Origin of the sequence: Paraburkholderia sp. BL27I4N3 (assembly GCF_003386115.1) — a bacterium.
Taxonomy (GTDB): Bacteria; Pseudomonadota; Gammaproteobacteria; order Burkholderiales; family Burkholderiaceae; genus Paraburkholderia.
This window is the reverse complement of record NZ_QREJ01000001.1, coordinates 4729168-4755205: the sequence shown is the minus strand read 5'-3', so window position 1 is coordinate 4755205 and position 26038 is coordinate 4729168. Positions and strand designations below refer to the sequence as shown.

19 protein-coding genes, 2 tRNA genes, 3 rRNA genes and 1 pseudogene are annotated in these 26038 nt (G+C 60.3%); 14 read left to right on the top strand and 11 right to left on the bottom strand.

Annotation, left to right across the window (positions count from 1 at the left end; all coding sequences use genetic code 11):
* Nucleotides 1-234 precede the first annotated feature (234 nt).
* Nucleotides 235-942 carry an MgtC/SapB family protein gene (locus B0G71_RS21680; RefSeq protein WP_106311959.1) on the top strand — a complete coding sequence of 236 codons (708 nt, stop codon included), beginning with the start codon at nt 235-237 and terminating at the stop codon, nt 940-942.
* Between the two features lie 161 nt (nt 943-1103).
* Nucleotides 1104-1358: a GlsB/YeaQ/YmgE family stress response membrane protein gene (locus tag B0G71_RS21675; RefSeq protein ID WP_007176844.1), complete on the top strand. Its 255-nt coding sequence runs from the start codon at nt 1104-1106 to the stop codon at nt 1356-1358.
* A 71-nt stretch (nt 1359-1429) separates the two neighbouring features.
* Here B0G71_RS21675 and B0G71_RS21670 read toward each other — a convergent pair whose 3' ends face one another.
* The 3 genes from B0G71_RS21670 to B0G71_RS21660 all read right to left on the bottom strand — a co-directional run bounded on the left by B0G71_RS21670 (nt 1430) and on the right by B0G71_RS21660 (nt 5692).
* The gene (locus tag B0G71_RS21670; protein WP_116144018.1) at nt 1430-2944 is read right to left on the bottom strand and encodes an acetyl-CoA hydrolase/transferase family protein; all 1515 of its coding nucleotides are present in this window, start codon (nt 2942-2944) and stop codon (nt 1430-1432) included.
* Nucleotides 2945-3136: 192 nt separating this feature from the next.
* Nucleotides 3137-3352: a hypothetical protein gene (locus B0G71_RS21665; protein ID WP_116144016.1), complete on the bottom strand. Its 216-nt coding sequence runs from the start codon at nt 3350-3352 to the stop codon at nt 3137-3139.
* Between the two features lie 171 nt (nt 3353-3523).
* Nucleotides 3524-5692 carry an FUSC family protein gene (locus B0G71_RS21660; protein ID WP_116144014.1) on the bottom strand — a complete coding sequence of 723 codons (2169 nt, stop codon included), beginning with the start codon at nt 5690-5692 and terminating at the stop codon, nt 3524-3526.
* A 201-nt stretch (nt 5693-5893) separates the two neighbouring features.
* On the opposite strand from B0G71_RS21660, the gene B0G71_RS21655 reads away from it, so the two are divergent.
* The 3 genes and pseudogenes from B0G71_RS21655 to B0G71_RS42685 all read left to right on the top strand — a co-directional run.
* Entirely contained in the window at nt 5894-6883 is a 990-nt protein-coding gene (locus B0G71_RS21655; protein ID WP_116144012.1) for a LysR family transcriptional regulator, read from the top strand.
* A gap of 239 nt (nt 6884-7122) precedes the next feature.
* Nucleotides 7123-7368, top strand: a complete 246-nt coding sequence (locus B0G71_RS21650; RefSeq protein ID WP_116144010.1) for a hypothetical protein — start codon at nt 7123-7125, stop codon at nt 7366-7368.
* Between the two features lie 313 nt (nt 7369-7681).
* Nucleotides 7682-7831: pseudogene (locus B0G71_RS42685) on the top strand (lipocalin family protein); the annotation flags it as partial.
* A 96-nt stretch (nt 7832-7927) separates the two neighbouring features.
* On the opposite strand, the gene rrf reads toward B0G71_RS42685, so the two are convergent.
* The 6 genes from rrf to B0G71_RS21615 form a co-directional block, all read right to left on the bottom strand.
* Nucleotides 7928-8041, bottom strand: a 5S ribosomal RNA gene (gene rrf, locus B0G71_RS21640).
* A gap of 200 nt (nt 8042-8241) precedes the next feature.
* Nucleotides 8242-11123, bottom strand: a 23S ribosomal RNA gene (locus B0G71_RS21635).
* Between the two features lie 323 nt (nt 11124-11446).
* Nucleotides 11447-11522, bottom strand: a tRNA-Ala gene (locus tag B0G71_RS21630).
* A gap of 52 nt (nt 11523-11574) precedes the next feature.
* Nucleotides 11575-11651, bottom strand: a tRNA-Ile gene (locus tag B0G71_RS21625).
* Between the two features lie 81 nt (nt 11652-11732).
* Nucleotides 11733-13263, bottom strand: a 16S ribosomal RNA gene (locus B0G71_RS21620).
* Together the 16S, 23S and 5S rRNA genes with 2 tRNA genes alongside form the textbook arrangement of a ribosomal RNA operon.
* A 490-nt stretch (nt 13264-13753) precedes the next feature.
* The gene (locus tag B0G71_RS21615; RefSeq protein ID WP_116144006.1) at nt 13754-14530 is read right to left on the bottom strand and encodes an enoyl-CoA hydratase; all 777 of its coding nucleotides are present in this window, start codon (nt 14528-14530) and stop codon (nt 13754-13756) included.
* Nucleotides 14531-14666: 136 nt separating this feature from the next.
* Here B0G71_RS21615 and paaN point away from each other — a divergent pair, with 136 nt between their 5' ends.
* The 5 genes from paaN to paaK all read left to right on the top strand — a co-directional run bounded on the left by paaN (nt 14667) and on the right by paaK (nt 20465).
* Nucleotides 14667-16367, top strand: coding sequence for a phenylacetic acid degradation protein PaaN (gene paaN / locus B0G71_RS21610; protein ID WP_116144004.1), 1701 nt, complete (start codon nt 14667-14669; stop codon nt 16365-16367).
* A gap of 126 nt (nt 16368-16493) precedes the next feature.
* The gene (gene pcaF / locus B0G71_RS21605; protein WP_116144002.1) at nt 16494-17696 is read left to right on the top strand and encodes a 3-oxoadipyl-CoA thiolase; all 1203 of its coding nucleotides are present in this window, start codon (nt 16494-16496) and stop codon (nt 17694-17696) included.
* Between the two features lie 50 nt (nt 17697-17746).
* Complete coding sequence (paaG, locus tag B0G71_RS21600; RefSeq protein ID WP_116144000.1) at nt 17747-18538, top strand: 2-(1,2-epoxy-1,2-dihydrophenyl)acetyl-CoA isomerase PaaG; 792 nt, start codon at nt 17747-17749, stop codon at nt 18536-18538.
* A 2-nt stretch (nt 18539-18540) separates the two neighbouring features.
* Nucleotides 18541-19002 (top strand): hydroxyphenylacetyl-CoA thioesterase PaaI, encoded by a 462-nt coding sequence (paaI, locus tag B0G71_RS21595; protein ID WP_116143998.1) that lies wholly within the window; start codon nt 18541-18543, stop codon nt 19000-19002.
* 158 nt (nt 19003-19160) lie between these two features.
* Nucleotides 19161-20465, top strand: coding sequence for a phenylacetate--CoA ligase PaaK (gene paaK / locus B0G71_RS21590; protein WP_116143996.1), 1305 nt, complete (start codon nt 19161-19163; stop codon nt 20463-20465).
* 188 nt (nt 20466-20653) lie between these two features.
* Here paaK and B0G71_RS21585 read toward each other — a convergent pair whose 3' ends face one another.
* Nucleotides 20654-21778: a murein transglycosylase A gene (locus B0G71_RS21585; RefSeq protein ID WP_116148760.1), complete on the bottom strand. Its 1125-nt coding sequence runs from the start codon at nt 21776-21778 to the stop codon at nt 20654-20656.
* 28 nt (nt 21779-21806) lie between these two features.
* Here B0G71_RS21585 and B0G71_RS41445 point away from each other — a divergent pair, with 28 nt between their 5' ends.
* Nucleotides 21807-21968: a hypothetical protein gene (locus B0G71_RS41445; RefSeq protein WP_181916806.1), complete on the top strand. Its 162-nt coding sequence runs from the start codon at nt 21807-21809 to the stop codon at nt 21966-21968.
* 56 nt (nt 21969-22024) lie between these two features.
* Here the strand turns inward: B0G71_RS41445 and apaG are convergent, their stop codons facing one another.
* Complete coding sequence (gene apaG / locus B0G71_RS21575) at nt 22025-22399, bottom strand: Co2+/Mg2+ efflux protein ApaG (protein WP_012434444.1); 375 nt, start codon at nt 22397-22399, stop codon at nt 22025-22027.
* Nucleotides 22400-22678: 279 nt separating this feature from the next.
* On the opposite strand from apaG, the gene rpe reads away from it, so the two are divergent.
* From rpe to trpE, 3 genes are all read left to right on the top strand, one after another.
* Entirely contained in the window at nt 22679-23362 is a 684-nt protein-coding gene (rpe, locus tag B0G71_RS21570) for a ribulose-phosphate 3-epimerase (RefSeq protein ID WP_116118354.1), read from the top strand.
* Nucleotides 23363-23388: 26 nt separating this feature from the next.
* Complete coding sequence (locus B0G71_RS21565) at nt 23389-24105, top strand: phosphoglycolate phosphatase (protein ID WP_116143994.1); 717 nt, start codon at nt 23389-23391, stop codon at nt 24103-24105.
* Between the two features lie 369 nt (nt 24106-24474).
* Nucleotides 24475-25968, top strand: coding sequence for an anthranilate synthase component I (gene trpE, locus B0G71_RS21560; protein WP_106284240.1), 1494 nt, complete (start codon nt 24475-24477; stop codon nt 25966-25968).
* The last annotated feature ends 70 nt before the right edge of the window (nt 25969-26038 follow it).

Here is a 26038-nt window from a genome sequence, read left to right as displayed (position 1 = left end):
GGGCCGGCGGTGCACGTCGTTGATACCCACTTTTTACCAGCGAAATTGCCAGTAAGTTGCAGTGAAGTGCCGCACGGCTCCATGCCGTGCCGACCTTGCTCGACTGTCGGCGCCGTGAACCGTTCGTTCGCGCTGCGCCGCGCCTGAACGCGCCCGCGTCCCATCGAGACGGACGTGCTGCTGTCACGTGTACGGTTCACACTGTGCAGTTTTGCGCCTCAACCTTGCTTACCGATGACCATCGAATTCGTCTGGCGGCTTCTCGCCGCCTTCGCCTGCGGCGTCGCGATCGGCCTCGAACGGCAGATACGTCAGCGCAATGCCGGCCTGCGCACCATCACGCTGGTCGCGAGCGGCGCGTGCCTGTTCGTCACGCTCGGCGTACTGACCGGCAACGGCACGGCCGGCATCACCCAGATCGCCGCCTATGTGGTCTCCGGCGTCGGCTTTCTCGGCGGCGGCGTGATCATGCGCGATAAGGGTTCCATCCAGGGAATCAACACTGCGGCAACCTTGTGGTGCTCGGCCGCGGTGGGCGTTTTGTGCGGCGCGGGTCATTACGGGCCGGCGCTCGCCGGCACCCTCGTCGTGCTGTTGACCAATACCGTGCTGCGCGAAGTCAGCCGTACGATCAACGCGACGCCGGTATCGAACGCCGACCTGGTCCGCGAATATGTGTTGACGATCGTCTGCCGGGAAGCCGACGAGATCCACATTCGTACCGCCGTCTCCAACTCCATGTATTCGACGCCGCTGTCGTTTCAAAGCCTGACGAGCGAGGACGTTGAAAACGACCCAGGACGCATTCGCGTTACGGCAACGTTGAAGATGCATCCCAAGGATCAGTCGAAGCTCGAACAGATGGCCAGCCGCATCAGCATGGAAAAGAGCGTTTCCAGCGTCAGTTGGACGGCCAGAGAGGCGGAGCCGACGCCGGAGTAAGCGTGACGTGTAAGTTCCCTATCTGCGCGCGCATCGTCTACACTTGATCTGCAATAGATTTAGACAATGTTAATTCCGCGTCCTGAATATGGACTGTCCCATAACCATCGACTAAGCTCTGTCACCGTGAATTTTTCACACTCAACTAGGGAGTCTCGATTATGGAACACGGCATCATTGCATGGCTCATCATCGGCGCGATCGCTGGCTGGCTGGCAGGCGTGCTCGTCAAGGGCGGCGGCTTCGGCCTGATCGTCGACATCATCGTCGGGATTGTCGGCGCGTTCATCGGCGGCTGGCTCGCCGGCGTGCTGCACATTTCGCTGGGCGGCGGCTGGATCGGCTCGATCATCACGGCGGTGATCGGCGCGGTCATTCTATTGTTTCTTATCCGCCTCATTCGACGAGGCACCTGAGCGTAGCCCTGATGTCTTTCGGCGTCAGGGGCGAATGCCACCTGACACCGGTTTGATCCGACAACTTGTGTTTAAAGCCTTGTCTCCACCGCCGGCAACATCGAGCCGGTGTCCCGCAGCCGCGTATGCCAGGCGAAAGCCTGATCCAACTGATGCGGCGTTTGCCCGCCTCCCTTCAATGCTTCCCTATAGTAGTCGCGCAACAGATCGCGATAGAGCGGATGCACGCAATTGTCGATGATCAACGTTGCGCGTTCCCGCGGCGCGAGACCGCGCAAGTCGGCGAGTCCCTGCTCCGTCACGACCACGTCCACGTCGTGTTCGTTGTGATCGCAATGCGGCACCATCGGCACGATGCTGGAAATGCGGCCGCCCTTCGCCATCGACTTGGTCGCGAAGATCGCGCACGACGCGTTGCGCGCAAAGTCGCCCGAACCGCCGATGCCGTTCATCATGTGCGTGCCGCCCACGTGTGTCGAATTCACGTTGCCATAGATGTCGAATTCGAGCGCGGTATTCAACGCGATTAATCCGAGACGACGGATCACTTCAGGATGGTTGCTGACTTCTTGCGGCCGCAGAACGAGTCGATCGCGATAGCGTTCGAGTTCGCTGAACACCTGCGCCTGTCGCGCGGCCGACAACGTGATCGACGCGCCGGAGGCGAACGTCACCTTGCCGGCATCCATCAGATCGAAGGTCGAATCCTGCAGTACCTCTGAGTAAATTTCGAAGGCGTCGAATGGCGAATCGACGAAACCGGCCAGCACGGCATTGGCAATCGTGCCGATGCCGGCCTGCAACGGCGGCAAGCGTTTGGGCATGCGCCCGCGCGATACTTCGTGCTGGAAAAACTCGATCAGATGACCCGCGATCAATTCGGTCTCGGCATCCGCCGGCAACACGGTGGACGAACTGTCGGCCATATTGGTGATGACGATCGCCGCGATTTTCTCGCGCGGAATCTCGATAGCCGGCGTGCCGACCCGGTCTTGTGGACGGACGATCGGCAGCGGCTCGCGGTTCGGCCTGCGGCCCGGAATCCAGATGTCGTGCAGTCCCTCGAGCGCGAGCGGTTGCGCAAGATTGATCTCGACGATCACCTTGTCGGCGAGAATCGCGAAGCTCGCCGAGTTGCCCACCGAGGTGGTCGGCACGATGCCGCCGGTCTCGGTGATCGCGGTGGCTTCGATAATGGCGATATCGAGTTTGCCGAGCTGGTTCGCGCGCAGCATCTCGACCGTTTCAGACAGATGCTGATCGACGAACATGACTTCGCCGCGATTGATCGCGTCGCGCAGCGTCTTGTCCACCTGGAACGGCAAGCGGCGCGCCAGCACGTGCGCCTCGGTGAGCGTGCGGTCCACGTCGTGACCCAGCGACGCACCGGTCATCAACGTAATGCGCAGCGGCTTGCCTTCCTGGCGGGCGCGCTCGGCAAGCGCAACGGGAACTGCTTTGGCATCGCCAGCGCGCGTGAAGCCGCTCGCGCCGACACACATACCGTCCTGAATCAGAAGCGCCGCCTCGGCGGCTGAAGTGATTTTTGCGCGCAATTCAGCGCAGCGAATCCGGTCTTGGTACATGAAACTGGGTCTCTCCATAGTCACCCGTCCAGACTACCAGTGCGCACGTCTGCGGTGTGCTTCGCTCGGTAGCCGGATTGTCGCACCCGCCGCGGCGTCACGATGGGACGCGGTCGCGGTCAGGTGATTCGTCGCGCGTCGAACGTTCGCGACAGGTCTTGCACATACGTCAGATATAACGAGTGGCGCGGCCTAGCTGCCAAAGTAGAGGTTGCAGAAGCTCACAGGCCCGACGCACTCGTCAGCTTTGATTGCCGGTGTGGTGCTGCGGCTTTGCGTTTCGGCATTCTTCGCGCGCTGCGCATTCGCTTGGGCAACCTGTTGTTCCGGGGCGGCCGGCGCCGTTTGCGCGTGAGCGACGACAGCGGACAAAGAGCAGGCAATCAGGGCAATCTTCAACACATTCATTTCGTTCTCCAGGACTTACGGTGCTGCCTCGCGGGAAACCCGTTGGGGAAACTGCGGGGCAGTGATGAAACTATATGGCTGCCTGTCCCGCGGATAAATGGGGCGGTCCGGAAGTGATCCTTCCATCTTGCAGAAGGATCGCCGCACAGAGTCCGTCGCCGCGTGCATCGGTCAATGCGGGTTGAACGGCGCGTCCTTGTCGAGCAACGCCGTGCGGATGAAGTGCAGGCAACTCAGGATGCGCTGCAGGTCGTGACGCTGGTCGCGATCGGCATGAACCATTTGCAGCACGTCCTGCGCAAGCCAAGTGGCCGCGCGCACGGACAGCAGCGCTCGCTCCAGACCACGCGCGTCGGGCCGCTCGAACAGCCGCGCGAGGTCGTCGCGCGCATGCTCTACGGTGCTGGTCCAGCGAGGATGAAGAGTCTGCACGTAGTCGGCGCGCGCCATTTCGTTGCGCAGATCGATCACGGCGTGGCCGACTTCGAGCGTCGCGAGTGTCCAGCGCAACGCATCGCGGCGGCGGCGGGAGCGTCGCGTCAATAGCATGCGCAACTGTGAAGTCAGGTCGTGCGTGCTCGACTGAAAGCGTTGATTGAGACCCGGCAGTGCGTCCTTGCACGCGAATACGACTTGCGCGCGTAAATCGCCCATGATTTTCCCGATGAGCCAGGGCATGTCGGCCGGGAAAACCACCGTGAAAACGAGCGCCGCCAACAGCATCGACGCGCTCAACGCGATGCCGTTGTTGATCAGCAGATCCGGCGCGTAAGTGACGACGTTGTCGGGTCCGGCGAGCAGGCAGAAGAACACTGAGAAACCGATCCCATATCCCGCCGCCAGCTTGCGCGTGGCGATGAATGCGCCGAGCGCGAGCACCGGCGCCAGCGTCGCGCACAGTAGCGGAAAGCCGTCGATGTTCGGATACACGTAGCACGTGAACGCGTAGCCGGTCACGGTGGCCAGCACCGCGCCGACGGCCATCTGCACGGCCATCTTCGACGGGTTCGGCGCAGTCGATGTCAGCGCGCACGCCAGCGCCGCGCCGATCACCGCAAGGCCGCCGCTCGGCCAGTCGGTCATGAACCAGAACCAGCCCGCGATCGCCATCACCACCGCCGAGCGGATAAACGTCAGCGCAACGACAAAGGTGTTGGTTTTGCTCACATAGCGGCTTTTCGTTCGCGGATGGCTGTCGTCACGCTTTCGCTGCGTCACGGATGCGTAGGTCTGCGAGTAGCGGATCCATTCGTCGACGAACCGGTACAGCAACTCCGCCGCCGTATCGAAGTCCGCCAGCGATTCGGCGGGCGCGGCTTCCAGCGGCCGTCTCGTTTCACGCACACGCCTCGGCAGGCTCGCCTGGAAATGTCGCAAACGGGCGGCCGTGCGCGATGCATCCACCGCAGACTCGAACTGCGGGGCCATGAGCGCGGCCAGTTCGTCGAAATACGGTTTGATCGCCGCGACGATCGGCGCCGAGCCGTTCGCATGTAGCCGCTTGAGCAGTTGATGCAGCGCATGCAGCCGCGCACAGGCATCCATGAACTCGCCGTTCAGACGACCGAGATGCTGACTGCGCGAACGCATGGCCGGGTCTTCGAAGGCGGCAAAAGTACGTGTCGCCTCGAACCCGACGATCTCGTCGACGAGATTCGCGAAGCGCCGCTCGAACTGGCCCCGCTTGATGCCGCGAGCCAACACGTCGGCAGCGAACGCAGTAAAATTTCCGTACCGAATTTGTAGCGCGCGCCGCAGCGCGAGGCTCGACCGCTGCGGCACGATCAGCGCGCTCACCGCGCTCGAAGTCACGATGCCAACCGCCACTTCCGCCGCGCGCGTAAGCGCTGCCAGGAACAGGTCGTGAGGCACTGTGACGTTCGGGATGCCAATCAGCGCAGCGGTATAACCCGCGAGCACAAAGCCGTACCATCTGAAATGCCGATACCGGACCGCTGCCGCAATGCAGGCGCTCACCCAGCCGATCATGCCGAGCATATACAACTCGGGCTGCTGGACGAACAGCGCGCCGAGCACCAGCGCGGCGACCGTGCCCGCCACCGTCCCGAGAATCCGGTAGAAACTCTTGGCCAGCACCATGCCGCTGAACGGCTGCATCAGCACGAACACGGTGGTCATCGCAATGCGCGGCTGCGGCAGATCCAGCAACATCGCAATGCCCAGCGCCAGCAAGCCCGCCGTAACGGTTTTCAGCAGATGCAGCCAGATGAGACTCTCGCCGGCCGCCCAGTCGCGGACGGCCGGGCTTAGCATCTGCAACATGCGGCCCCACTGCCGGCGGGAATCCGCCGTCGGTTCGATCGCATGTTGGCGTTTCATCTGGAATCTGGGCGCCCCGGTTGGTCGCTTAAGGAAGCACCGGCGGGAATACTGCGGACACCGGCACGCAAGCCGCCGATTGTAGGAGCATGCTATGTGTGCATTAAGAGGACGGCTGCGGAACGTCCGTTCCAGAACGAACAACAATGCGCATCCGGGACAGGCGGACAATACGGCTTAAGCCGTGAAATGGAAGGATCGATGGATACGTTACAAAATATGCGAGTGTTCGTGCGCGTGGTCGAAGCCGGTAGCTTTACCGCCGCCGCTCAGTCGCTCAATTCAACGACCGGCGCGATGTCCCGCGCGGTTTCGGAACTCGAAGCTCATTTGCGCACGCGGCTGCTCAACCGCTCGACGCGACGACTTGCGCTCACCACAGCAGGCGAGCGTTATCTGAAACGATGTCAGCAGATACTGGCAGATGTCGACACGGCGGAAGAAGAAGCCAGTTGTGCGCATGAGCGGCCAAGCGGCGCTTTGCGGATGCACAGCTTTGCCAGCATCGGCCAGCACTACGTTTTGCCGGCTATTTCGCGTTATCGCGCACTGTATCCGGAAGTCACGGTCGAGCTGACATTGTCGCAGCGCATGCCGGATCTTTTTGAAGGTAGCGCCGATGTCGCGGTGATCGGCGCATCCACCTTGCCCGATTCGGACCTCGTGTCGCTTCCGTTGGGGACGACTTTTAGCATCATGTGCGCATCGCCGGCGTATGTGCGCGCACACGGCGCGCCGCAGCAGCCCGCCGATCTGGCGCACCACGAATGTCTGATCCTGCACACGCCGGCGTTTCCGCCGCACGACTGGGTGCTCGATGGGCCGAATGGCAGCGAAATGATGGAGGTGAATGGGCCGGTGCACGTGAACATCGCTGAATCGCTGATTGTCGCGATTCGCGAAGGGATGGGCATTGGCATGGTGCCGCTGTACGCCGCCATTTCCGGATTGCGTGATGGCACACTAGTGCGCGTGTTGCCGGACTATACCGCGCAGAAGATGCATGTTTACGCGCTGTATCCGTCGCGTAAGTTCATCGACGCGAAGACGCGGACCTGGGTTGAGTTCCTGCGCACCCATCTGCCGAAAGTCATCGCACGCGATGAGGCGCTGCTCGCGGAAGTCGGAGAAGCGCAGGCCGACGGGCCGGCTCCGGTGAAAACCGGACATGAGGTAGCGCATAAACTTTGAGGTGGTCTTACGCCTATGTTTAAGCCCTGCTCTAACGTCGAACCCATGGAAGTTCCGACCCAGCCCGAACTGGACTAGACCCGATTTCGTGGACAGCTATCCTTTTGAGCAGGGTGCGCCGCCCACGGCGAAGCATCGCACCCCTTACCCGGCGGAATTCCGGGCCGAGATGGTTCCGGTAAAGGCCGGGCGGGCGCCTGAGGAGTTGGAGAAGGGTTCGAGCCGACCGCACGGACGATTTGCAACTGGCTGCCACGTGCCGGACGCGTCACGACGCGCTGACCACGGCCGAGCATGAAGAGCTGACGCGGTTGCGTCGCAAGGCTCGCCAGCTCGAGGCCGAACGCGAAATATTGGCAAAAGCCGCGGCCAAGCTGCGCGCGCCGAACATGGCACTCTCCCAGCGTCATCTCAGCGCGGTGATCCATCACTCTGATCAGGGATGCCCATGGACAGGCGCGGCGCGCGCTCTCTTCGCTCATTGAGAGCTGCTATGACCCACATCGTCTTCACAGGGGGATCGGTTATCGCTTGCCGATGATTTATGAACGCATAGATGCCGCGCAAAATCAGACCTTGCTCGTTTGCGGGTTGCCCACCGCCGGCCAGCGTCATGGTCGTAACAGGCGACCGCCGTCCGGCCGTGGACAACCCGCACCGTCATCCCAAATGGAGCAAACTCACCCAGGCAGAATTCAGTTGCATAACCGAAAAGGGTCCCCCCGCACCGCGCTTGCTGATGCCATTCACATTCATCCTGCCAACCGAACCCGTCTGCCTTGGCATCAGTCCGGTCCGGCCGACGATCAAGAGCTCGATTCGCGGCAATCGACGGGCGCGGTGTACTGGGAAGGCGCAGTGCGGGTGAGCCGCGAAGGTGTGGACGTTGGACGGGCGTATCTGGAACTGACGGGTTACGCGGATGCGCGGCGGATGGGGCGGGAGTGAAGGCGGGTTACACGGCGGTTTTTTTCCGCGTATGGCGGCGGGGTAAACGCAGAAACCCCACCTTTGCGGGGTGGGGTTTCTGTTTGCTGCTGGGGAGCCTGACGATTACCTACTTTCACACGGGTAATCCGCACTATCATCGGCGTGGAGTCGTTTCACGGTCCTGTTCGGGATGGGAAGGGGTGGGACCGACTCGCTATGGTCATCAGGCATGACTTGTTGCTGCACTGCTCGTGGAGCAATGCAACCAATCGGGAAGAAGTAGCTGAGAGGATGCCTCTCGTGTTGCTTTGGGCTGTGTTGTTTCTGGCACAACACGATCACTTAACCTGAGTGGCCTTGCCCCCTTCGGGGGTGGGATGCCCGTCAGTGCTGAAGCACTGACGATCATTGCAAAACACACCTGTTATAGGATCAAGCCTTACGGGCAATTAGTATCAGTTAGCTTAACGCATTACTGCGCTTCCACACCTGACCTATCAACGTCCTGGTCTTGAACGACCCTTCAAGGGGCTCGAAGCCCCGGGGATATCTCATCTTAAGGCGAGTTTCCCGCTTAGATGCTTTCAGCGGTTATCTCTTCCGAACATAGCTACCCGGCGATGCCACTGGCGTGACAACCGGTACACCAGAGGTTCGTCCACTCCGGTCCTCTCGTACTAGGAGCAGCCCCCTTCAAATATCCAGCGCCCACGGCAGATAGGGACCAAACTGTCTCACGACGTTTTAAACCCAGCTCACGTACCTCTTTAAATGGCGAACAGCCATACCCTTGGGACCGGCTACAGCCCCAGGATGAGATGAGCCGACATCGAGGTGCCAAACACCGCCGTCGATATGAACTCTTGGGCGGTATCAGCCTGTTATCCCCAGAGTACCTTTTATCCGTTGAGCGATGGCCCTTCCATACAGAACCACCGGATCACTATGACCTGCTTTCGCACCTGCTCGACTTGTCGGTCTCGCAGTTAAGCACGCTTATGCCATTGCACTATCAGCACGATTTCCGACCGTACCTAGCGTACCTTCGTACTCCTCCGTTACACTTTGGGAGGAGACCGCCCCAGTCAAACTGCCTACCATGCACTGTCCCCGATCCGGATTACGGACCAAGGTTAGAACCTCAAACAAACCAGGGTGGTATTTCAAGGGCGGCTCCACGCAGACTGGCGTCCACGCTTCAAAGCCTCCCACCTATCCTACACAGACCGGTTCAAAGTCCAATGCAAAGCTACAGTAAAGGTTCATGGGGTCTTTCCGTCTAGCCGCGGGGAGATTGCATCATCACAAACACTTCAACTTCGCTGAGTCTCGGGAGGAGACAGTGTGGCCATCGTTACGCCATTCGTGCAGGTCGGAACTTACCCGACAAGGAATTTCGCTACCTTAGGACCGTTATAGTTACGGCCGCCGTTTACCGGGACTTCAATCAAGAGCTTGCACCCCATCATTTAATCTTCCGGCACCGGGCAGGCGTCACACCCTATACGTCCACTTTCGTGTTTGCAGAGTGCTGTGTTTTTATTAAACAGTCGCAGCCACCAGTTTATTGCAACCCCTTCACCCTCTGCGCGCAGGCGCATCAGGCTACAGGGGCGTACCTTATCCCGAAGTTACGGTACCAATTTGCCGAGTTCCTTCTCCCGAGTTCTCTCAAGCGCCTTAGAATACTCATCTCGCCCACCTGTGTCGGTTTGCGGTACGGTCTTGTTAAACTGAAGCTTAGAGGCTTTTCTTGGAACCACTTCCGATTGCTTCTTCACCGAAGTGAATGGCCTCGCACCCTTGAATCCTGCGCCCGGATTTGCCAAAGCGCCTTCTCCAATGCAAGGACCGGGACTTCCAACACCCGGACAACCTTCCGCGATCCGTCCCCCCATCGCATTTAACAATGGTGCAGGAATATTAACCTGCTTCCCATCAGCTACGCATTTCTGCCTCGCCTTAGGGGCCGACTCACCCTACGCCGATGAACGTTGCGTAGGAAACCTTGGGCTTACGGCGAGGGGGCTTTTCACCCCCTTTATCGCTACTCATGTCAGCATTCGCACTTCCGATACCTCCAGCACACTTTCCAGTGCACCTTCGCAGGCTTACGGAACGCTCTCCTACCATGCACATAAATGTGCATCCGCAGCTTCGGTATATTGCTTAGCCCCGTTACATCTTCCGCGCAGGACGACTCGATCAGTGAGCTATTACGCTTTCTTTAAAGGATGGCTGCTTCTAAGCCAACCTCCTGACTGTTTTAGCCTTCCCACTTCGTTTCCCACTTAGCAATATTTGGGGACCTTAGCTGGCGGTCTGGGTTGTTTCCCTCTTGACACCGGACGTTAGCACCCGATGTCTGTCTCCCGTGATTGCACTCTTCGGTATTCGGAGTTTGCTATGGCGTAGTAATCCGCAATGGACCCCACAACCATGACAGTGCTCTACCCCCGAAGGTGATACACGAGGCACTACCTAAATAGTTTTCGGAGAGAACCAGCTATTTCCAGGTTTGTTTAGCCTTTCACCCCTATCCACAGCTCATCCCCTAACTTTTCAACGTTAGTGGGTTCGGACCTCCAGTACGTGTTACCGCACCTTCATCCTGGCCATGGATAGATCACCTGGTTTCGGGTCTACACCCAGCGACTGAATCGCCCTGTTCGGACTCGCTTTCGCTACGCCTGCCCTAATCGGTTAAGCTTGCCACTGAATGTAAGTCGCTGACCCATTATACAAAAGGTACGCCGTCACCCCTTCGCAGAGGCTCCGACTGTTTGTATGCATGCGGTTTCAGGATCTGTTTCACTCCCCTCCCGGGGTTCTTTTCGCCTTTCCCTCACGGTACTGGTTCACTATCGGTCGATCACGAGTATTTAGCCTTGGAGGATGGTCCCCCCATCTTCAGACAGGATTTCACGTGTCCCGCCCTACTTGTCGTACACCTAGTTCTTCCTCGCTGTTTTCGTCTACAGGGCTATCACCTGCTATGGCGGCACTTTCCAGAGCCTTCGACTAACAATGAAGATAAAGAGTACAGGCTGGTCCCATTTCGCTCGCCACTACTCTGGGAATCTCGGTTGATTTCTTTTCCTGCGGTTACTTAGATGTTTCAGTTCACCGCGTTCGCTTCACGTAGCCTATGTATTCAGCTACGGATGACCCATACGGGCCGGGTTTCCCCATTCGGATATCGGTGGATCAAAGCTCGTTTGCCAGCTCCCCACCGCTTTTCGCAGGCTACCGCGTCCTTCATCGCCTGTGATCGCCAAGGCATCCACCACATGCACTTGTTCGCTTGACCCTATAACGGGTGTGTCTCCTGCATGATCCACGGGGAATCACACGCTCGCCACCCTCGCTACAGGTTGAGTATTCGTGTTGCGCCGTATTCCAAAAGCGATCTTTCGATCTCTCTTTTCATACATTGATACAATCACAACCCTGATTCACCTACTCAACCACCCATCTCTAAGTGATCTTTCGTGAATCTCTTTACTACTTCTTCCTGATTGTTAAAGAACGACAGCCGATATAAAGCTCTGCTTCATATCACTCTGACTGGCTCAATCGCCAATGCACAACGCTCTGCCTTTTACTGCCCGCAGAACGCTACGCATTGAGGATTGGTGGAGGATGACGGGATCGAACCGACGACCCCCTGCTTGCAAAGCAGGTGCTCTCCCAGCTGAGCTAATCCCCCAGTCATACAGCTACCCCAGAGGTTCAGACGATCAGCACACCAGACAAGACTTTGGTGGGTCTGGATGGATTCGAACCATCGACCCCCGCCTTATCAAGACGGTGCTCTAACCGACTGAGCTACAGACCCCTGAGTCTGTCCTGATTTCACAGCCGATAAGCGTGAGCGCTCAACGCATTGCTTTTACACAACTGACGCGTTTAGCTCGAGAAAGGAGGTGATCCAGCCGCACCTTCCGATACGGCTACCTTGTTACGACTTCACCCCAGTCATGAATCCTACCGTGGTGACCGTCCTCCTTGCGGTTAGACTAGCCACTTCTGGTAAAACCCACTCCCATGGTGTGACGGGCGGTGTGTACAAGACCCGGGAACGTATTCACCGCGGCATGCTGATCCGCGATTACTAGCGATTCCAGCTTCACGCACTCGAGTTGCAGAGTGCGATCCGGACTACGATCGGTTTTCTGGGATTGGCTCCCCCTCGCGGGTTGGCGACCCTCTGTTCCGACCATTGTATGACGTGTGAAGCCCTACCCATAAGGGCCATGAGGACTTGACGTCATCCCCACCTTCCTCCGGTTTGTCACCGGCAGTCTCCCTAGAGTGCTCTTGCGTAGCAACTAGGGACAAGGGTTGCGCTCGTTGCGGGACTTAACCCAACATCTCACGACACGAGCTGACGACAGCCATGCAGCACCTGTGTTATGGCTCCCTTTCGGGCACTCCCACCTCTCAGCAGGATTCCATACATGTCAAGGGTAGGTAAGGTTTTTCGCGTTGCATCGAATTAATCCACATCATCCACCGCTTGTGCGGGTCCCCGTCAATTCCTTTGAGTTTTAATCTTGCGACCGTACTCCCCAGGCGGTCAACTTCACGCGTTAGCTACGTTACCAAGTCAATGAAGACCCGACAACTAGTTGACATCGTTTAGGGCGTGGACTACCAGGGTATCTAATCCTGTTTGCTCCCCACGCTTTCGTGCATGAGCGTCAGTATTGGCCCAGGGGGCTGCCTTCGCCATCGGTATTCCTCCACATCTCTACGCATTTCACTGCTACACGTGGAATTCTACCCCCCTCTGCCATACTCTAGCCCGCCAGTCACAAATGCAGTTCCCAGGTTAAGCCCGGGGATTTCACATCTGTCTTAGCGGACCGCCTGCGCACGCTTTACGCCCAGTAATTCCGATTAACGCTTGCACCCTACGTATTACCGCGGCTGCTGGCACGTAGTTAGCCGGTGCTTATTCTTCCGGTACCGTCATCCCCCCACCGTATTAGGGCGGAGGTTTTCTTTCCGGACAAAAGTGCTTTACAACCCGAAGGCCTTCTTCACACACGCGGCATTGCTGGATCAGGCTTGCGCCCATTGTCCAAAATTCCCCACTGCTGCCTCCCGTAGGAGTCTGGGCCGTGTCTCAGTCCCAGTGTGGCTGGTCGTCCTCTCAGACCAGCTACAGATCGTCGCCTTGGTAGGCCTTTACCCCACCAACTAGCTAATCTGCCATCGGCCGCCCCTGTAGCGCGAGGTCCTAAGATCCCCCGCTTTCATCCACAGATCGTATGCGGTATTAATCCGGCTTTCGCCGGGCTATCCCCCACTACAGGACACGTTCCGATGTATTACTCACCCGTTCGCCACTCGCCACCAGGATTGCTCCCGTGCTGCCGTTCGACTTGCATGTGTAAGGCATGCCGCCAGCGTTCAATCTGAGCCAGGATCAAACTCTTCAGTTCAAACCTGTTACTGTTTTTCGGTTCAGTTAAGAACCGGTCGCTCACTCAACGTACTGACGAATGATCTCTCCATCTTTCAATGGAAAAACCTTCCTTTCATTACTGTGTGAGACTTGATACTTTCGCTTCTTCCGGCAGATCCCGAAGGACCCGCCGGCGCGTCGCGCATCAAGCGCCCACACTTATCGGCTGTTAATTTTTAAAGATCGATTACGCATTCACTACCGAACCCGCACCGCCAGTCGTCAACATCACAACCACCCGGCACCACTTCGTTCTGCGTCGCTGCATCAGCAGCAGAGAAACGAGATTATGAAGAACTTCCGCTACGCCGTCAACAGGTTTTTCTAACTTCCTGAACCTGCCCGCTTCGCTGAAAGCCTTGCCACTGCTGGCTCTCCCGCCTCCCGTGCCCCGTTGTCCGAAGCACGAAAGAGCGAGATTCTAGCGAGCCGGACCCCGCCTTGCAAGCGTTATTTTGACAAGCATATTAACGATGCTTGAAAACCGGTTTGCGCTTCTCGACAAATGCGGCCATGCCCTCCTTCTGATCTTCGGTGGCGAAGAGGGAATGGAACAGGCGGCGCTCGAAATGCACGCCTTCTGCGAGTGTCGTTTCATAGGCGCGGTTGACCGATTCTTTCACCATCATCACGGCCGGCAACGGGAATTCAGCGATCGTCGCAGCCGCAGCCACTGCCTCATCAACCAAGGACGCAGTTGGAATCACACGCGACACCAATCCTGCGCGCTCGGCTTCGGCGGCATCCATAAATCGCGCGGTCAGGCAGAGGTCCATCGCCTTCGCTTTGGACACGGCACGCGGCAGGCGCTGCGTACCGCCTGCGCCAGGCATGATGCCGAGCTTGATTTCCGGCTGGCCGAACTTTGCCGTGTCGGCGGCGAAAATGATGTCGCACATCATCGCCAGTTCGCAGCCGCCACCGAGCGCAAAGCCCGCCACCGCCGCAATAATCGGCTTACGAATGGAGCGAACGGTCTCCCAGTTGCGGGTAATGTAGTCACCCTTGTAGACATCCATATAGGTATAGGTGGACATCATGCCGATGTCAGCACCAGCCGCGAACGCCTTTTCGCTGCCCGTGACCACGATCGCGCCAATCGCGTCGTCGGCATCGAACTCGCGCAACGCCGCCCCCAGTTCGTCCATCAATGCGTCATTTAAAGCGTTCAACGCCTTCGGGCGATTCAACGTGACCAAGCCGACCCGTCCCCGCGTCTCAACCAGAATGTTCTCGTAAGCCATTGCCGCCTCCTAAGGTTAGAAAAATTGCGCGCGAAAACGCTTCGCGCGGTCATCTTAATAATGCTACCATTCGCCAACCAACCGGTCGGTCAATTATTCGACAGTCTTTTCCCAACGTACAGCCAAGCCCTCTGCCATGACACATCCGCTATTCACCAAGCACGAAGACACGCTGCAAAAGGCACTCACCGCGGTTGAAACGCGCGGCTACTGGAGCCCGTTCGTCGAAATGCCCAGTCCGAAAGTGTACGGGGAAACAGCTAATGCGGACGGCGAAGCCGCATTCAAAGCGCATCTCAACGCAACGTTCCAGCTGGACCAACCCTCGACGGGTGAAACCGTCGGCGCCGAAGTCTCACCGTTCGGATTCCCGCTCGGCGTGCGCTACCCGAAGGCCGACCCCGCCGCACTGATCGCGGCTGCCGCCGCTGCCCAACGCGAGTGGCGCGCAGCAGGCCCGCACGCATGGATCGGTGTCTGCCTCGAAATCCTTGCCCGCGTGAATCGCGCCAGCTTCGAAATTGGCTACAGCGTGATGCACACGACCGGCCAGGCATTCATGATGGCCTTCCAGGCCGGCGGCCCGCACGCACAAGACCGCGCGCTGGAAGCCGTCGTGTATGCGTGGGACCAGTTGCGCCGCATTCCCGGCGACGCCCATTGGGAAAAGCCGCAAGGCAAGAATCCGCCGCTCGCCATGCACAAGCGTTACACCGTCGTGCCGCGCGGCACCGGCCTTGTGCTCGGCTGCTGCACCTTCCCGACGTGGAACGGCTATCCGGGCCTCTTCGCCGATCTGGCCACCGGCAACACGGTCATTGTCAAGCCGCATCCGGGCGCAATTCTGCCGCTGGCGCTGACCGTGCGAATCGCGCGTGACGTTTTGCGCGAAGCGGGTTTCGATCCGAACGTCGTCACCTTGCTGGCCACCGAGCCGAACGACGGCGCACTCGTCCAGGACTTGGCCCTGCGTCCGGAAATCAAACTCATCGACTTCACGGGCAGCACGCAAAACGGCACGTGGCTCGAGCGCAATGCGCACCAGGCCCAGGTCTACACCGAAAAAGCCGGCGTGAACCAGATCGTGATCGACTCGGTCGACGACATCAAGGCTGTTGCCCGCAACATCGCCTTCTCGCTCGCGCTGTACTCGGGCCAGATGTGCACCGCGCCACAAAACATCTACGTGCCGCGCGGCGGCATCCGCACTCCGGAAGGCACGCTCGGTTTTGACGAAGTTGCCCAAGCCATTGCGGGCGCGGTGCAAAAACTCGTCGCCGACCCGGCCCGCGCTGTCGAGCTGCTCGGCGCGATTCAGAACCAAGGCGTGATTCAACGCATCGACGAAGCCGCAGAGCTCGGCCACGTTCTCGTCGAGAGCCTGTCGCTTGAACATCCCGCTTTCGCCGGCGCCCGCGTGCGCACGCCGCTCGTGCTCCAACTGGATGCCGCCACCGACCAGGCGCAGTTCACCAAAGAATGGTTCGGCCCGATCTCGTTCGTGATCGCGACGGACTCCACTGCGCAGTCGCTCGAACTCGCCGGCGCAATCGCCGCGGAACACGGCGCGCTGACGCTGTCGGTTTACAGCACGGACGAAGCGGTGCTCGAAGATGCGCACGAAGCATCGATCCGCGGCGGCGTGGCCTTGTCGATCAATCTGACCGGCGGCGTGTTCGTCAATCAGTCGGCAGCGTTCTCGGACTTCCACGGCACGGGCGCAAACCCGGCGGCCAATGCCGCGCTGGCTGACGCCGCCTTTGTCGCGAATCGCTTCCGCGTAGTTCAAAGCCGCGTTCATGTTGAACCCAAAGCGGCGCCGGCGGTAGCTGGCTGAATGGCATAAGACAAAAACACGGCTTTCGTCCTATGCCGTTTGGCCGAATGGACCGGGCAGTGCACCCCAACTAACATGAGGCATTGGATCGGCACCTCACGCCGATCCGTTCCAGCAGGAATCCATATGAACGACGCCTTCATCTGCGATGCGATTCGCACTCCAATTGGCCGCTACGGCGGCGCACTCAAGGATGTCCGCGCCGATGACCTCGGCGCGGTGCCGATCAAGGCGTTGATCGAACGCAATCCAGGCGTCGACTGGCGCGCTGTGGACGATGTCATTTATGGCTGCGCGAACCAGGCCGGCGAAGACAATCGCAACGTCGCCCGCATGTCGGCGTTACTAGCCGGCTTGCCCACCGAGGCACCCGGCGCAACCATCAATCGCCTGTGCGGCTCGGGTATGGACGCAGTTGGCACCGCTGCGCGCGCTATCAAGGCGGGCGAAGCGCGTCTGATGATCGCCGGCGGCGTCGAAAGCATGACGCGTGCGCCGTTCGTCATGGGCAAGGCGACCAGCGCCTTCGCGCGCCAGGCTGACATTTACGACACGACCATCGGCTGGCGCTTCATCAATCCGTTGATGAAACGTCAGTACGGCGTCGATTCGATGCCTGAGACCGCGGAAAACGTCGCAGTCGAGTTCAGCGTGAGCCGCGCAGATCAGGACGCGTTTGCCTTGGCGAGCCAGCAAAAGGCCGCGCATGCCCAGAGGGACGGCACATTAGCTCAGGAAATTGTCGGCGTCGAAATCGCGCAAAAGAAGGGCGATCCTATACGCGTACTGCTCGATGAGCACCCGCGCGAAACCTCGCTCGAAAGTTTGGGCAAGCTCAAGGGCGTGGTTCGCCCGGACGGCAGTGTGACGGCCGGCAATGCGTCGGGCGTGAACGACGGCGCGTGCGCGTTGTTGCTAGCTAACCAGCAGGCCGCCGATCAATACGGACTGCGCCGCCGCGCCCGCGTGGTGGGCATGGCAACGGCGGGCGTCGAGCCGCGCATCATGGGTATCGGTCCGGCGCCGGCCACGCAAAAACTGTTGAAGCAGCTTGGCATGAGGCTCGAACAACTCGATGTGATCGAGTTGAACGAAGCCTTCGCCTCGCAAGGTCTCGCTGTTCTGCGTACGCTCGGTCTGCGCGACGACGACCCACGCGTCAACCCGAACGGCGGAGCCATTGCACTCGGCCACCCGCTGGGCGCTTCGGGCGCGCGTCTGATCACAACCGCGCTGTACCAGTTGGAGCGGACCAACGGCCGCTTTGCGCTTTGCACGATGTGCATTGGCGTGGGCCAGGGCATCGCACTGGTCATCGAGCGGCTCTGATATCAGCGCCGCAGCGCCCATCGGTCGAAGAGACTTTGAGGAGACACCCAATGTCATATGAAGCGATTCGCCTGGACATCGACTCATCGAGCCATGTCGCAACCATCACGCTGAACCGGCCGGACAAGCTCAACAGCTTCACGCGCGCGATGCATCAGGAACTGAGCGCCGCGCTCGACGAGGCCGAAACGTCCGGCGCGCGCGCGCTCGTGCTCACCGGAGCGGGCCGCGGCTTTTGCGCCGGCCAGGACCTCGCCGACCTCGATTTCACTCCAGGCGCCATGACCGATCTGGGTGAACTGATCGAGCAACATTTCAACCCGTTGATCCGCCGTCTGCAAGCACTGCCGCTGCCCATCATCGCCGCGGTGAACGGCACGGCCGCTGGCGCAGGCGCCAATCTCGCGCTCGCGTGCGACCTCGTGCTCGCGGCTCGCTCGGCCAGCTTCATTCAGGCGTTCGTGAAAATCGGCCTCGTTCCGGACTCGGGTGGCACATGGTTCCTGCCGCAGCGTGTCGGCATGGCTCGCGCGTTGGGACTCGCCATCACTGGCGACAAACTCAGCGCGGAAAAAGCTGAAGGCTGGGGCTTGATCTGGCAAGCAGTCGACGACTCGGAGCTCGCCGCCACCGCCGGGAAACTCGCGTCTCAACTCGCGCAGCAACCCACGCGCGCCATCGCCGCTATCAAGCAGGCCATGCGTGCGGGCGCGACGCAAACGCTCGACCAGCAACTCGATCTGGAACGCGATCTGCAACGCGATCTGGGAGCTTCCCACGATTACGCGGAAGGCGTGCAAGCCTTCGTTGAAAAGCGCGCACCGCGCTTTGAGGGCCGTTGAACATGTCCACGCAAGCCAATCATCCCGATCAGATGACGCCCGAGGAACTCGCCCGCGCCACTGCTGCCGCGATGTACGAGAACGACGCGTGCAGCCGTGCGCTCGGCCTCGAAATCGTCGAGGTGCGCCCCGGATACGCGCGCCTGCGCATGGCCGTGCGCGACGACTTTCTGAACGGTCATCAGATTTGCCACGGCGGCCTGATTTTCACGCTCGCGGATTCGACGTTCGCGTTCGCCTGCAACACGTACAACATCAACACGGTTGCAGCCGGCTGCTCGATCGAGTTTCTGCGGCCTGTGAAAGGCGGCGACGTGTTGACGGCGGAAGCCGTCGAGCAAACCTTGAGCGGCCGAACCGGCATCTACGACATTCGCGTGACGAACCGCGCCGAAGAAACCGTGGCGATGTTCCGCGGCAAATCCGCACAGATCAAAGGCAATTTGATTCCCGCAGGCGATTGATAACCGCAACCCTGCGGCAAGCTTAAGAGAGATTCGCGGTTTGGTGGCCGCACTTCACCACCAAACCGTTAAACCGCTAAAAAGCACCCAGCGCCCGGTTTTTGCGCACGAGCGCACGTACATCAGACTCAAGCATTGAGGCAGCAAGGAGACATTCAATGACCACCGCCCTTCCGCTCGATCCGATCGAGACCGCCAGCCGCGACGAACTTGCCGCGCTTCAACTCGAACGGCTTAAATGGTCGTTGAACCACGCTTATGAAAACTCGCCGGTTTATCGGCACAAATTCGATGAAGCCGGCGTTCACCCAAGTGAAGTGAAAACCCTCGCGGACCTGGCGCGTTTCCCCTTCACCACCAAGAAGGATCTGCGCGACAGCTACCCGTTCGGAATGTTCGCCGTGCCGCAGGAACAGATTTCACGGATCCACGCGTCGTCGGGTACGACAGGTAAGCCGACCGTGGTGGGTTACACCGCGCGCGATATCGACACGTGGGCGAATCTCGTCGCGCGTTCGATCCGCGCCGGCGGCGCAAGACGCGGCGACAAGGTTCATATCAGCTACGGCTACGGCCTCTTCACGGGCGGCCTCGGCGCGCACTACGGCGCCGAGCGCGCGGGACTCACCGTGATTCCGTTCGGTGGCGGGCAGACTGAAAAGCAGGTGCAACTGATCCAGGATTTCCGGCCGGACATCATCATGGTCACGCCGAGCTACATGCTTTCTATCGCAGACGAACTCGAGCGTCAGGGCATCGACCCGGCCAATTGTTCGTTGCGCATCGGCATCTTCGGCGCGGAACCGTGGACCAACGACATGCGTCGGGCGATCGAAAAGCGCATGGGCATCGACGCTGTCGACATCTACGGCCTGTCCGAAGTGATGGGTCCAGGCGTGGCGTCGGAGTGCGTGGAGACGAAAGACGGCCCGACCATCTGGGAAGACCACTTCTATCCCGAGATCATCGATCCCGAAACCGGCGAGGTGCTGCCGGACGGCGAACTCGGCGAACTGGTGTTCACGTCGCTGACTAAAGAGGCGCTGCCGATCGTGCGTTACCGCACGCGCGACCTCACGCGCCTCCTGCCGGGCAGCGCGCGCACCATGCGGCGCATGGAAAAAATCACCGGCCGCTCGGACGACATGATGATCGTGCGCGGCGTGAACGTGTTCCCGACGCAGATCGAAGAACTGCTGCTCAAGCAGCGCGCGCTCGCGCCGCATTATCAGATCGTGCTGACCAAAGAAGGCCCGCTCGACGTGTTGACGTTGAACGTCGAACCTTGCCCGGAATCGGCGCCTGACACAGCAGCGCTGAGCACGGCCAAGCAGGCGCTGGCCTATGACATCAAGGCGCTGATCGGCGTGAGCGCGGTGGTGAATGTGCTGGCTGTGAATGGGATCGAGCGTTCGGTAGGCAAGGCGCGGCGCGTGGTGGATAAGCGCAAGTCGGGACTGTAACGAAAGCCGCTTTGATCGACGCATGCAGCACGACGCATGCGTCGCACCCGCCTGTGCGCACGGTCGAATTGAACAGCCACACCCAAAACAAAGTGCAGCCAATCAAATAAGCAGCGCCGCCGCGCCGCTTACCGATCACATCAACCGGAAACAGCGGCGGCGTTAAACCTAACGTCCACCGCGAAACCTCAAGAATTCGGCAGCAACAACCACATCCGGCCGCCCTGCTTCATCTTCCCGGCCAGATCGCCGGCGTCGTCGCCGAGGCCCCAGAAGTAATCGGCGCGCACGCCGCCTTTAATCGCGGAACCCGTGTCTTGCGCGAACACGAGGCGGTTCATCGGCGAATTCGTCAACGGACGCGTTGTCTGTAAGAACACGGGCGTACCGAGCGGAATCGAAGTCGGATCGACCGCGATCGACCTCTCTGGCGTGAGCGGCACACCCAGTGCGCCGATGGGACCATCCGCGCCACTGCTCGGCACGCTCTCGCCGGACGGCATCTCGCGGAAGAACACGAAGCGCGGATTCGTATCGAGCAACGCATCGACGCGCGTCGGGTTCGCGCGCGCCCACGCCTTGATGCCCTGCATGGTCGCCTGCGCGGGCGTGAGTTCGCCGCGGTCCAGCAGCCAGCGTCCGATCGACTTGTACGGTTGATTGTTAGTCCCGCCAAAGCCGAGCCGCATCACACTGCCGTCTTCCATCACGATGCGCCCGGAGCCCTGCACCTGCAGGAAGAACGCTTCGATCGGATCGTCGACCCATACGAGTTCGTTACCGTTGAGCACACCCGCGCGTTCGAGTTGCGCACGCGCCGGCAGCGGCGCGCCCGCGCGATAACCGGAAGGCCAGCGGTACAGCGCGGTCTGATACACGCCGTGGCGTGTGCGCGAACCACGCAACAAGGGCTCGTAGTAACCGGTAACCAAGCCGTCGAGCGTGCCGTCGGTATTCGCTAACTGGAAAGGCGTGAAATAGGCTTCAAAAAAAGCCCGCGCACTGGTGACGTCGAGGTCGTCGATTTGCGAGGCCGCGGCACAGGCGCGGGCCCAGTTCGGTTGACGCGCGAGCCTCACGCAGTTTTGCCGCAACGCGGCCGTCGCACCGATCAACGAGTCGTCCTGCCAACCCGGCACCTGCTGCCAGGCAACGGCGGTTAGCCGCGCCGCGGCAATCTGCCCAGGTATGATCGCCGCCCCCGTGGGTGGCGAAACCGAGGGCCGGACCGCGCCGCCGCCACCGCAGGACGCCAGCATCACCGCAACCGAAAGCGCGCCGAGCCATGCTCCGGCCGCGCGGACAAAACGCATACAATGTTCGTTCTTGATGGAAACCGCCATGTCTGATCTGTTCGACGAATACCCGATGCTCATCTTCGCGCTGGAATCGCTCCTCGCGCTCTTCCTGCTCGTCTTTATCGTTGTGTGGACGTCGTCCGGCAAGAAGAAAGTGGCGCGCGCCAACGCGAGTAAACAGCAAAAGCAGCAAAAATCGCAGTAAAGCTACGCGTTGCACCGCGCATGAGCTTCTTAAAGACCGCGGGCGGCGCCCTCGGTTCAATGCAACGTACGCGGCATGCGCAGGATGAACTCCGGCACCGGCGCGTCGAAACGCTCACCGTCCTCGGCCACGCAGAAGTACTCTCCGCGCATGGTGCCGACCGGCGTGGCGATCACCGCCCAACTCGTGTATTCGAAATGCTCGCCCGGTTTGAGCAACGGCTGGTGTCCGACCACACCCAAGCCCTTCACCTCCTGCACGCTCTTGTCGCTGTCGGTGATCACCCAATGACGCGCGATCAATTGCGCGGGCACCTGGCCGGTGTTACGGATAGTCAGCGTGTAGGCGAATGCATACTGGCGGCGCTCCGGGTCCGACTCTTCGGGCAGATATTGCACCTGCGCCGAGACGCTGAATTCGTACTGGCTCATCCTGATTCCGGTCTGCTGAAACGGGGTGTGAAAAATCGCGGGAAAGCCCGAACGCCAATGGTTTGCGGGCGCACTGGCGAGGCGGCGCTGATGGTTTTGGCATTCTGCTTGATGCGCGGCACGCCCGCAACCGGACAAATCCCTTTGGCCAAGGGACATTAGGACGTTTTGTCACATTCGCCGCTTGAACGAAGGTTCACGCCCGAAAGCGTCCACGAACCGGAACGCCCGCGCGCAAAACGGTAAAATGGCGCTTTCCCGCTTGCCTCCGCCCCCGCCATGACGCAATTCCGCATCGCTCCAAGCATTCTGTCAGCCGACTTCGCCCGCCTCGGCGAAGAAGTCCGCAACGTTGTCGCCGCCGGCGCCGACTGGATTCATTTCGACGTGATGGACAACCATTACGTGCCGAACCTGACCATCGGCCCGCTCGTCTGCGAGGCGATCCGCCCGCATGTGGACGTGCCGATCGACGTGCATCTGATGGTGCGCCCGGTCGACCGCATCGTGCCGGACTTCGCGAAGGCCGGCGCGAATCTGATCAGCTTTCACCCGGAAGGCTCGGACCATATCGACCGCACGCTGTCGCTGATCCGCGACCACGGCTGCAAGGCCGGCCTGGTCTTTAATCCGGCCACGTCGTTGAATTATCTGGATCACGTGATGGACAAGGTCGATCTCGTGCTGATCATGTCGGTGAATCCGGGTTTCGGCGGCCAGTCGTTCATTCCGGAGGCGCTCAACAAGCTGCGCGAAGCACGCCGGCGGATCAATGCCTACAAGGAGCGCACCGGCCGCGAGATTCATCTGGAAGTGGACGGCGGCGTGAAGGTCGACAACATCGCCGAAATCGCGGCGGCCGGCGCGGACACCTTCGTGGCCGGTTCGGCGATCTTCGGCCAGCCCGACCACAAGGTCGTGATCGAGAAGATGCGCGCGGCACTCGCCAACATCCAGCACTGAGCACCGACGCATAACCGGCACGCAACATGACCACTCCGTTCCCCACCCCGACTTTCACCGGCCCACGCCTGCAAGCGGCGATCATCGACCTCGACGGCACGATGATCGATACCGCTGACGATTTCGCCGCCGGCCTGAACGGCATGCTCGCGCAACTCGACGCGGAAGAAACGTCACGCGAGGAAGTGGTCGGTTATGTCGGCAAGGGTTCGGAGCATCTGATCCGCAGCGTGCTGGCGCCGCGCTTCGAAACGGAGCATGCGCAAGACCGCTTCGACGAAGCGCTCGCGATCTATCAGGAGGAGTACGCGAAGATCAACGGCACGCACACGCGGCTCTATCCCGATGTCGAAGCCGGATTGATCGCCATGCGCGACGCCGGCCTCAAGCTCGCCTGCGTGACCAACAAGCCGCATCGGTTCGCGGTGGAATTGCTGCAGCAGTATGGGCTCGCCCAGTATTTCGGCGTCGTGCTCGGCGGCGACAGCCTGGCGAAAAAGAAGCCGGATCCGCTGCCCATGCTTACCGCGGCCGCGCAGTTGGGCGTCGAACCGCGGGCCACGGTTGCCATCGGCGATTCGGAAAACGATGCGCTGGCGGGCCGTGCGGCCGGCATGGCGACGCTCACGGTGCCCTATGGCTACAACCATGGCCAAGCTATACAAACAATAAAATCCGATGGTATAGTTGGCTCGCTGCTCGACGCCGCCAAGGCGATCGCAGCGCACCATTCCACGACTTAAAAGTCCTTCATCCTCATGTTTCTGAATAAAAAACGGAGTCTGATTAGCATCGACCGGGGAGCCTGGCCCTGGCGTCGCTGGTCGCGCTAACCTCGCCTGAGGTACGCTGAAGTTCGTCTTCGGCAACCGTTTTTTACTTCGCTGCGCTCACGCGTTTTTTCCATCATCTTGTTTCGCTGCATCGGTTGATTCGGCCTGCGTGTACCCGCAAAGTACAGTTGTGCGCTGAAATCCCTTGCACGCGTCGATGGGAAACTCGCGCCGGTCGGTATCATCGTATCGACACGTCGAACGAACGCCTGACCGGCCGCGCAATGACCCGCTTTGTCCGACGCACGCCGCCGCCGGACCACCGTACAGGATCGGAACATGACCGAACTCGAATTCCAGTCCCTCGCCAATGAGGGTTTCAACCGCATTCCGCTGATCGCCGAAGCGCTAGCCGACCTCGAAACGCCGCTCTCGCTGTACCTGAAACTCGCGCAGAGCGAGCGCAACGGCGCCAACTCGTTCCTGCTGGAATCGGTGGTGGGCGGCGAACGGTTCGGCCGCTATTCGTTCATCGGCCTGCCGGCGCGCACGCTGCTGCGCACCCGCAACGGCGTGTCCGAAGTGGTGCGCGACGGCAAGGTCGTCGAAACGCACGAGGGCGACCCGCTCGAATTCATCCAGCAATTCCAGGGCCGCTTCAAAGTGGCGCAGCGCCCCGGCTTGCCGCGCTTCGCTGGCGGTCTGGCCGGCTATTTCGGCTACGACGCAGTGCGCTACATCGAGAAGAAGCTTGCGCACACAGCGCCGAAAGACGATCTGAATCTGCCTGACATCCAGTTGCTTCTGACTGAAGAAGTCGCGGTGATCGACAACCTCGCGGGCAAGCTCTACCTCGTGGTCTACGCCGACCCGACGCAGCCCGAGGCCTACACAAAAGCGAAGCAACGTCTGCGCGAACTGCGCCAGCGTTTGCGCACGACCGTGCAACCGCCGGTCACGTCGGCGAGCGTACGCACCGAGACCTACCGCGAGTTCGCCAAAGACGATTACCTGACGGCCGTGCGCAAGGCGAAGGAATATATCGCCGCCGGCGAGCTGATGCAGGTGCAGGTCGGCCAGCGCCTGATCAAGCCGTACCGCGACAATCCGCTCTCGCTGTATCGCGCGCTGCGCTCGCTGAATCCGTCGCCGTATATGTATTTCTACAACTTCGGCGACTTCCACGTGGTCGGTGCATCGCCGGAAATCCTCGTGCGCCAGGAAAAACGTGGCGAGGATCGCATCGTTACCATCCGGCCGCTCGCCGGCACGCGGCCACGCGGCAATACGCCGGAACGCGACGCGGAACTCGCCACCGAGCTGCTGAACGACCCGAAGGAAATCGCCGAACACGTCATGTTGATCGACCTCGCGCGCAACGACGTCGGCCGCATCGCGCAGATCGGCTCGGTGGTCGTCACCGACAAGATGGTGATCGAAAAGTACTCGCACGTGCAGCACATCGTGAGTTCGGTCGAAGGCAAGCTGAAACCCGGCACGACGAATTTCGACGTGCTGCGCGCCACTTTCCCGGCGGGCACGCTGTCAGGCGCGCCGAAAGTCCGCGCGATGGAGCTGATCGACGAACTGGAGCCGGTGAAGCGCGGCCTGTATGGCGGTGCGGTCGGCTATCTGTCGTTCACGGGTGAAATGGATCTGGCCATCACGATCCGCACCGGCGTGATCGCGAACGGCAATCTGTATGTGCAGGCGGCAGCGGGTGTAGTCGCGGATTCGGTGCCGGAATCCGAATGGCAAGAGACCGAAAACAAGGCGCGCGCCGTGCTGCGCGCCGCGGAACAAGTGCAAGACGGCCTCGATAGCGACTTCTGACCGGAGACACACCATGCTGCTCATGATCGAAAAATAGCATGGGCATGCCACGAAATGCTGATGCATGCGG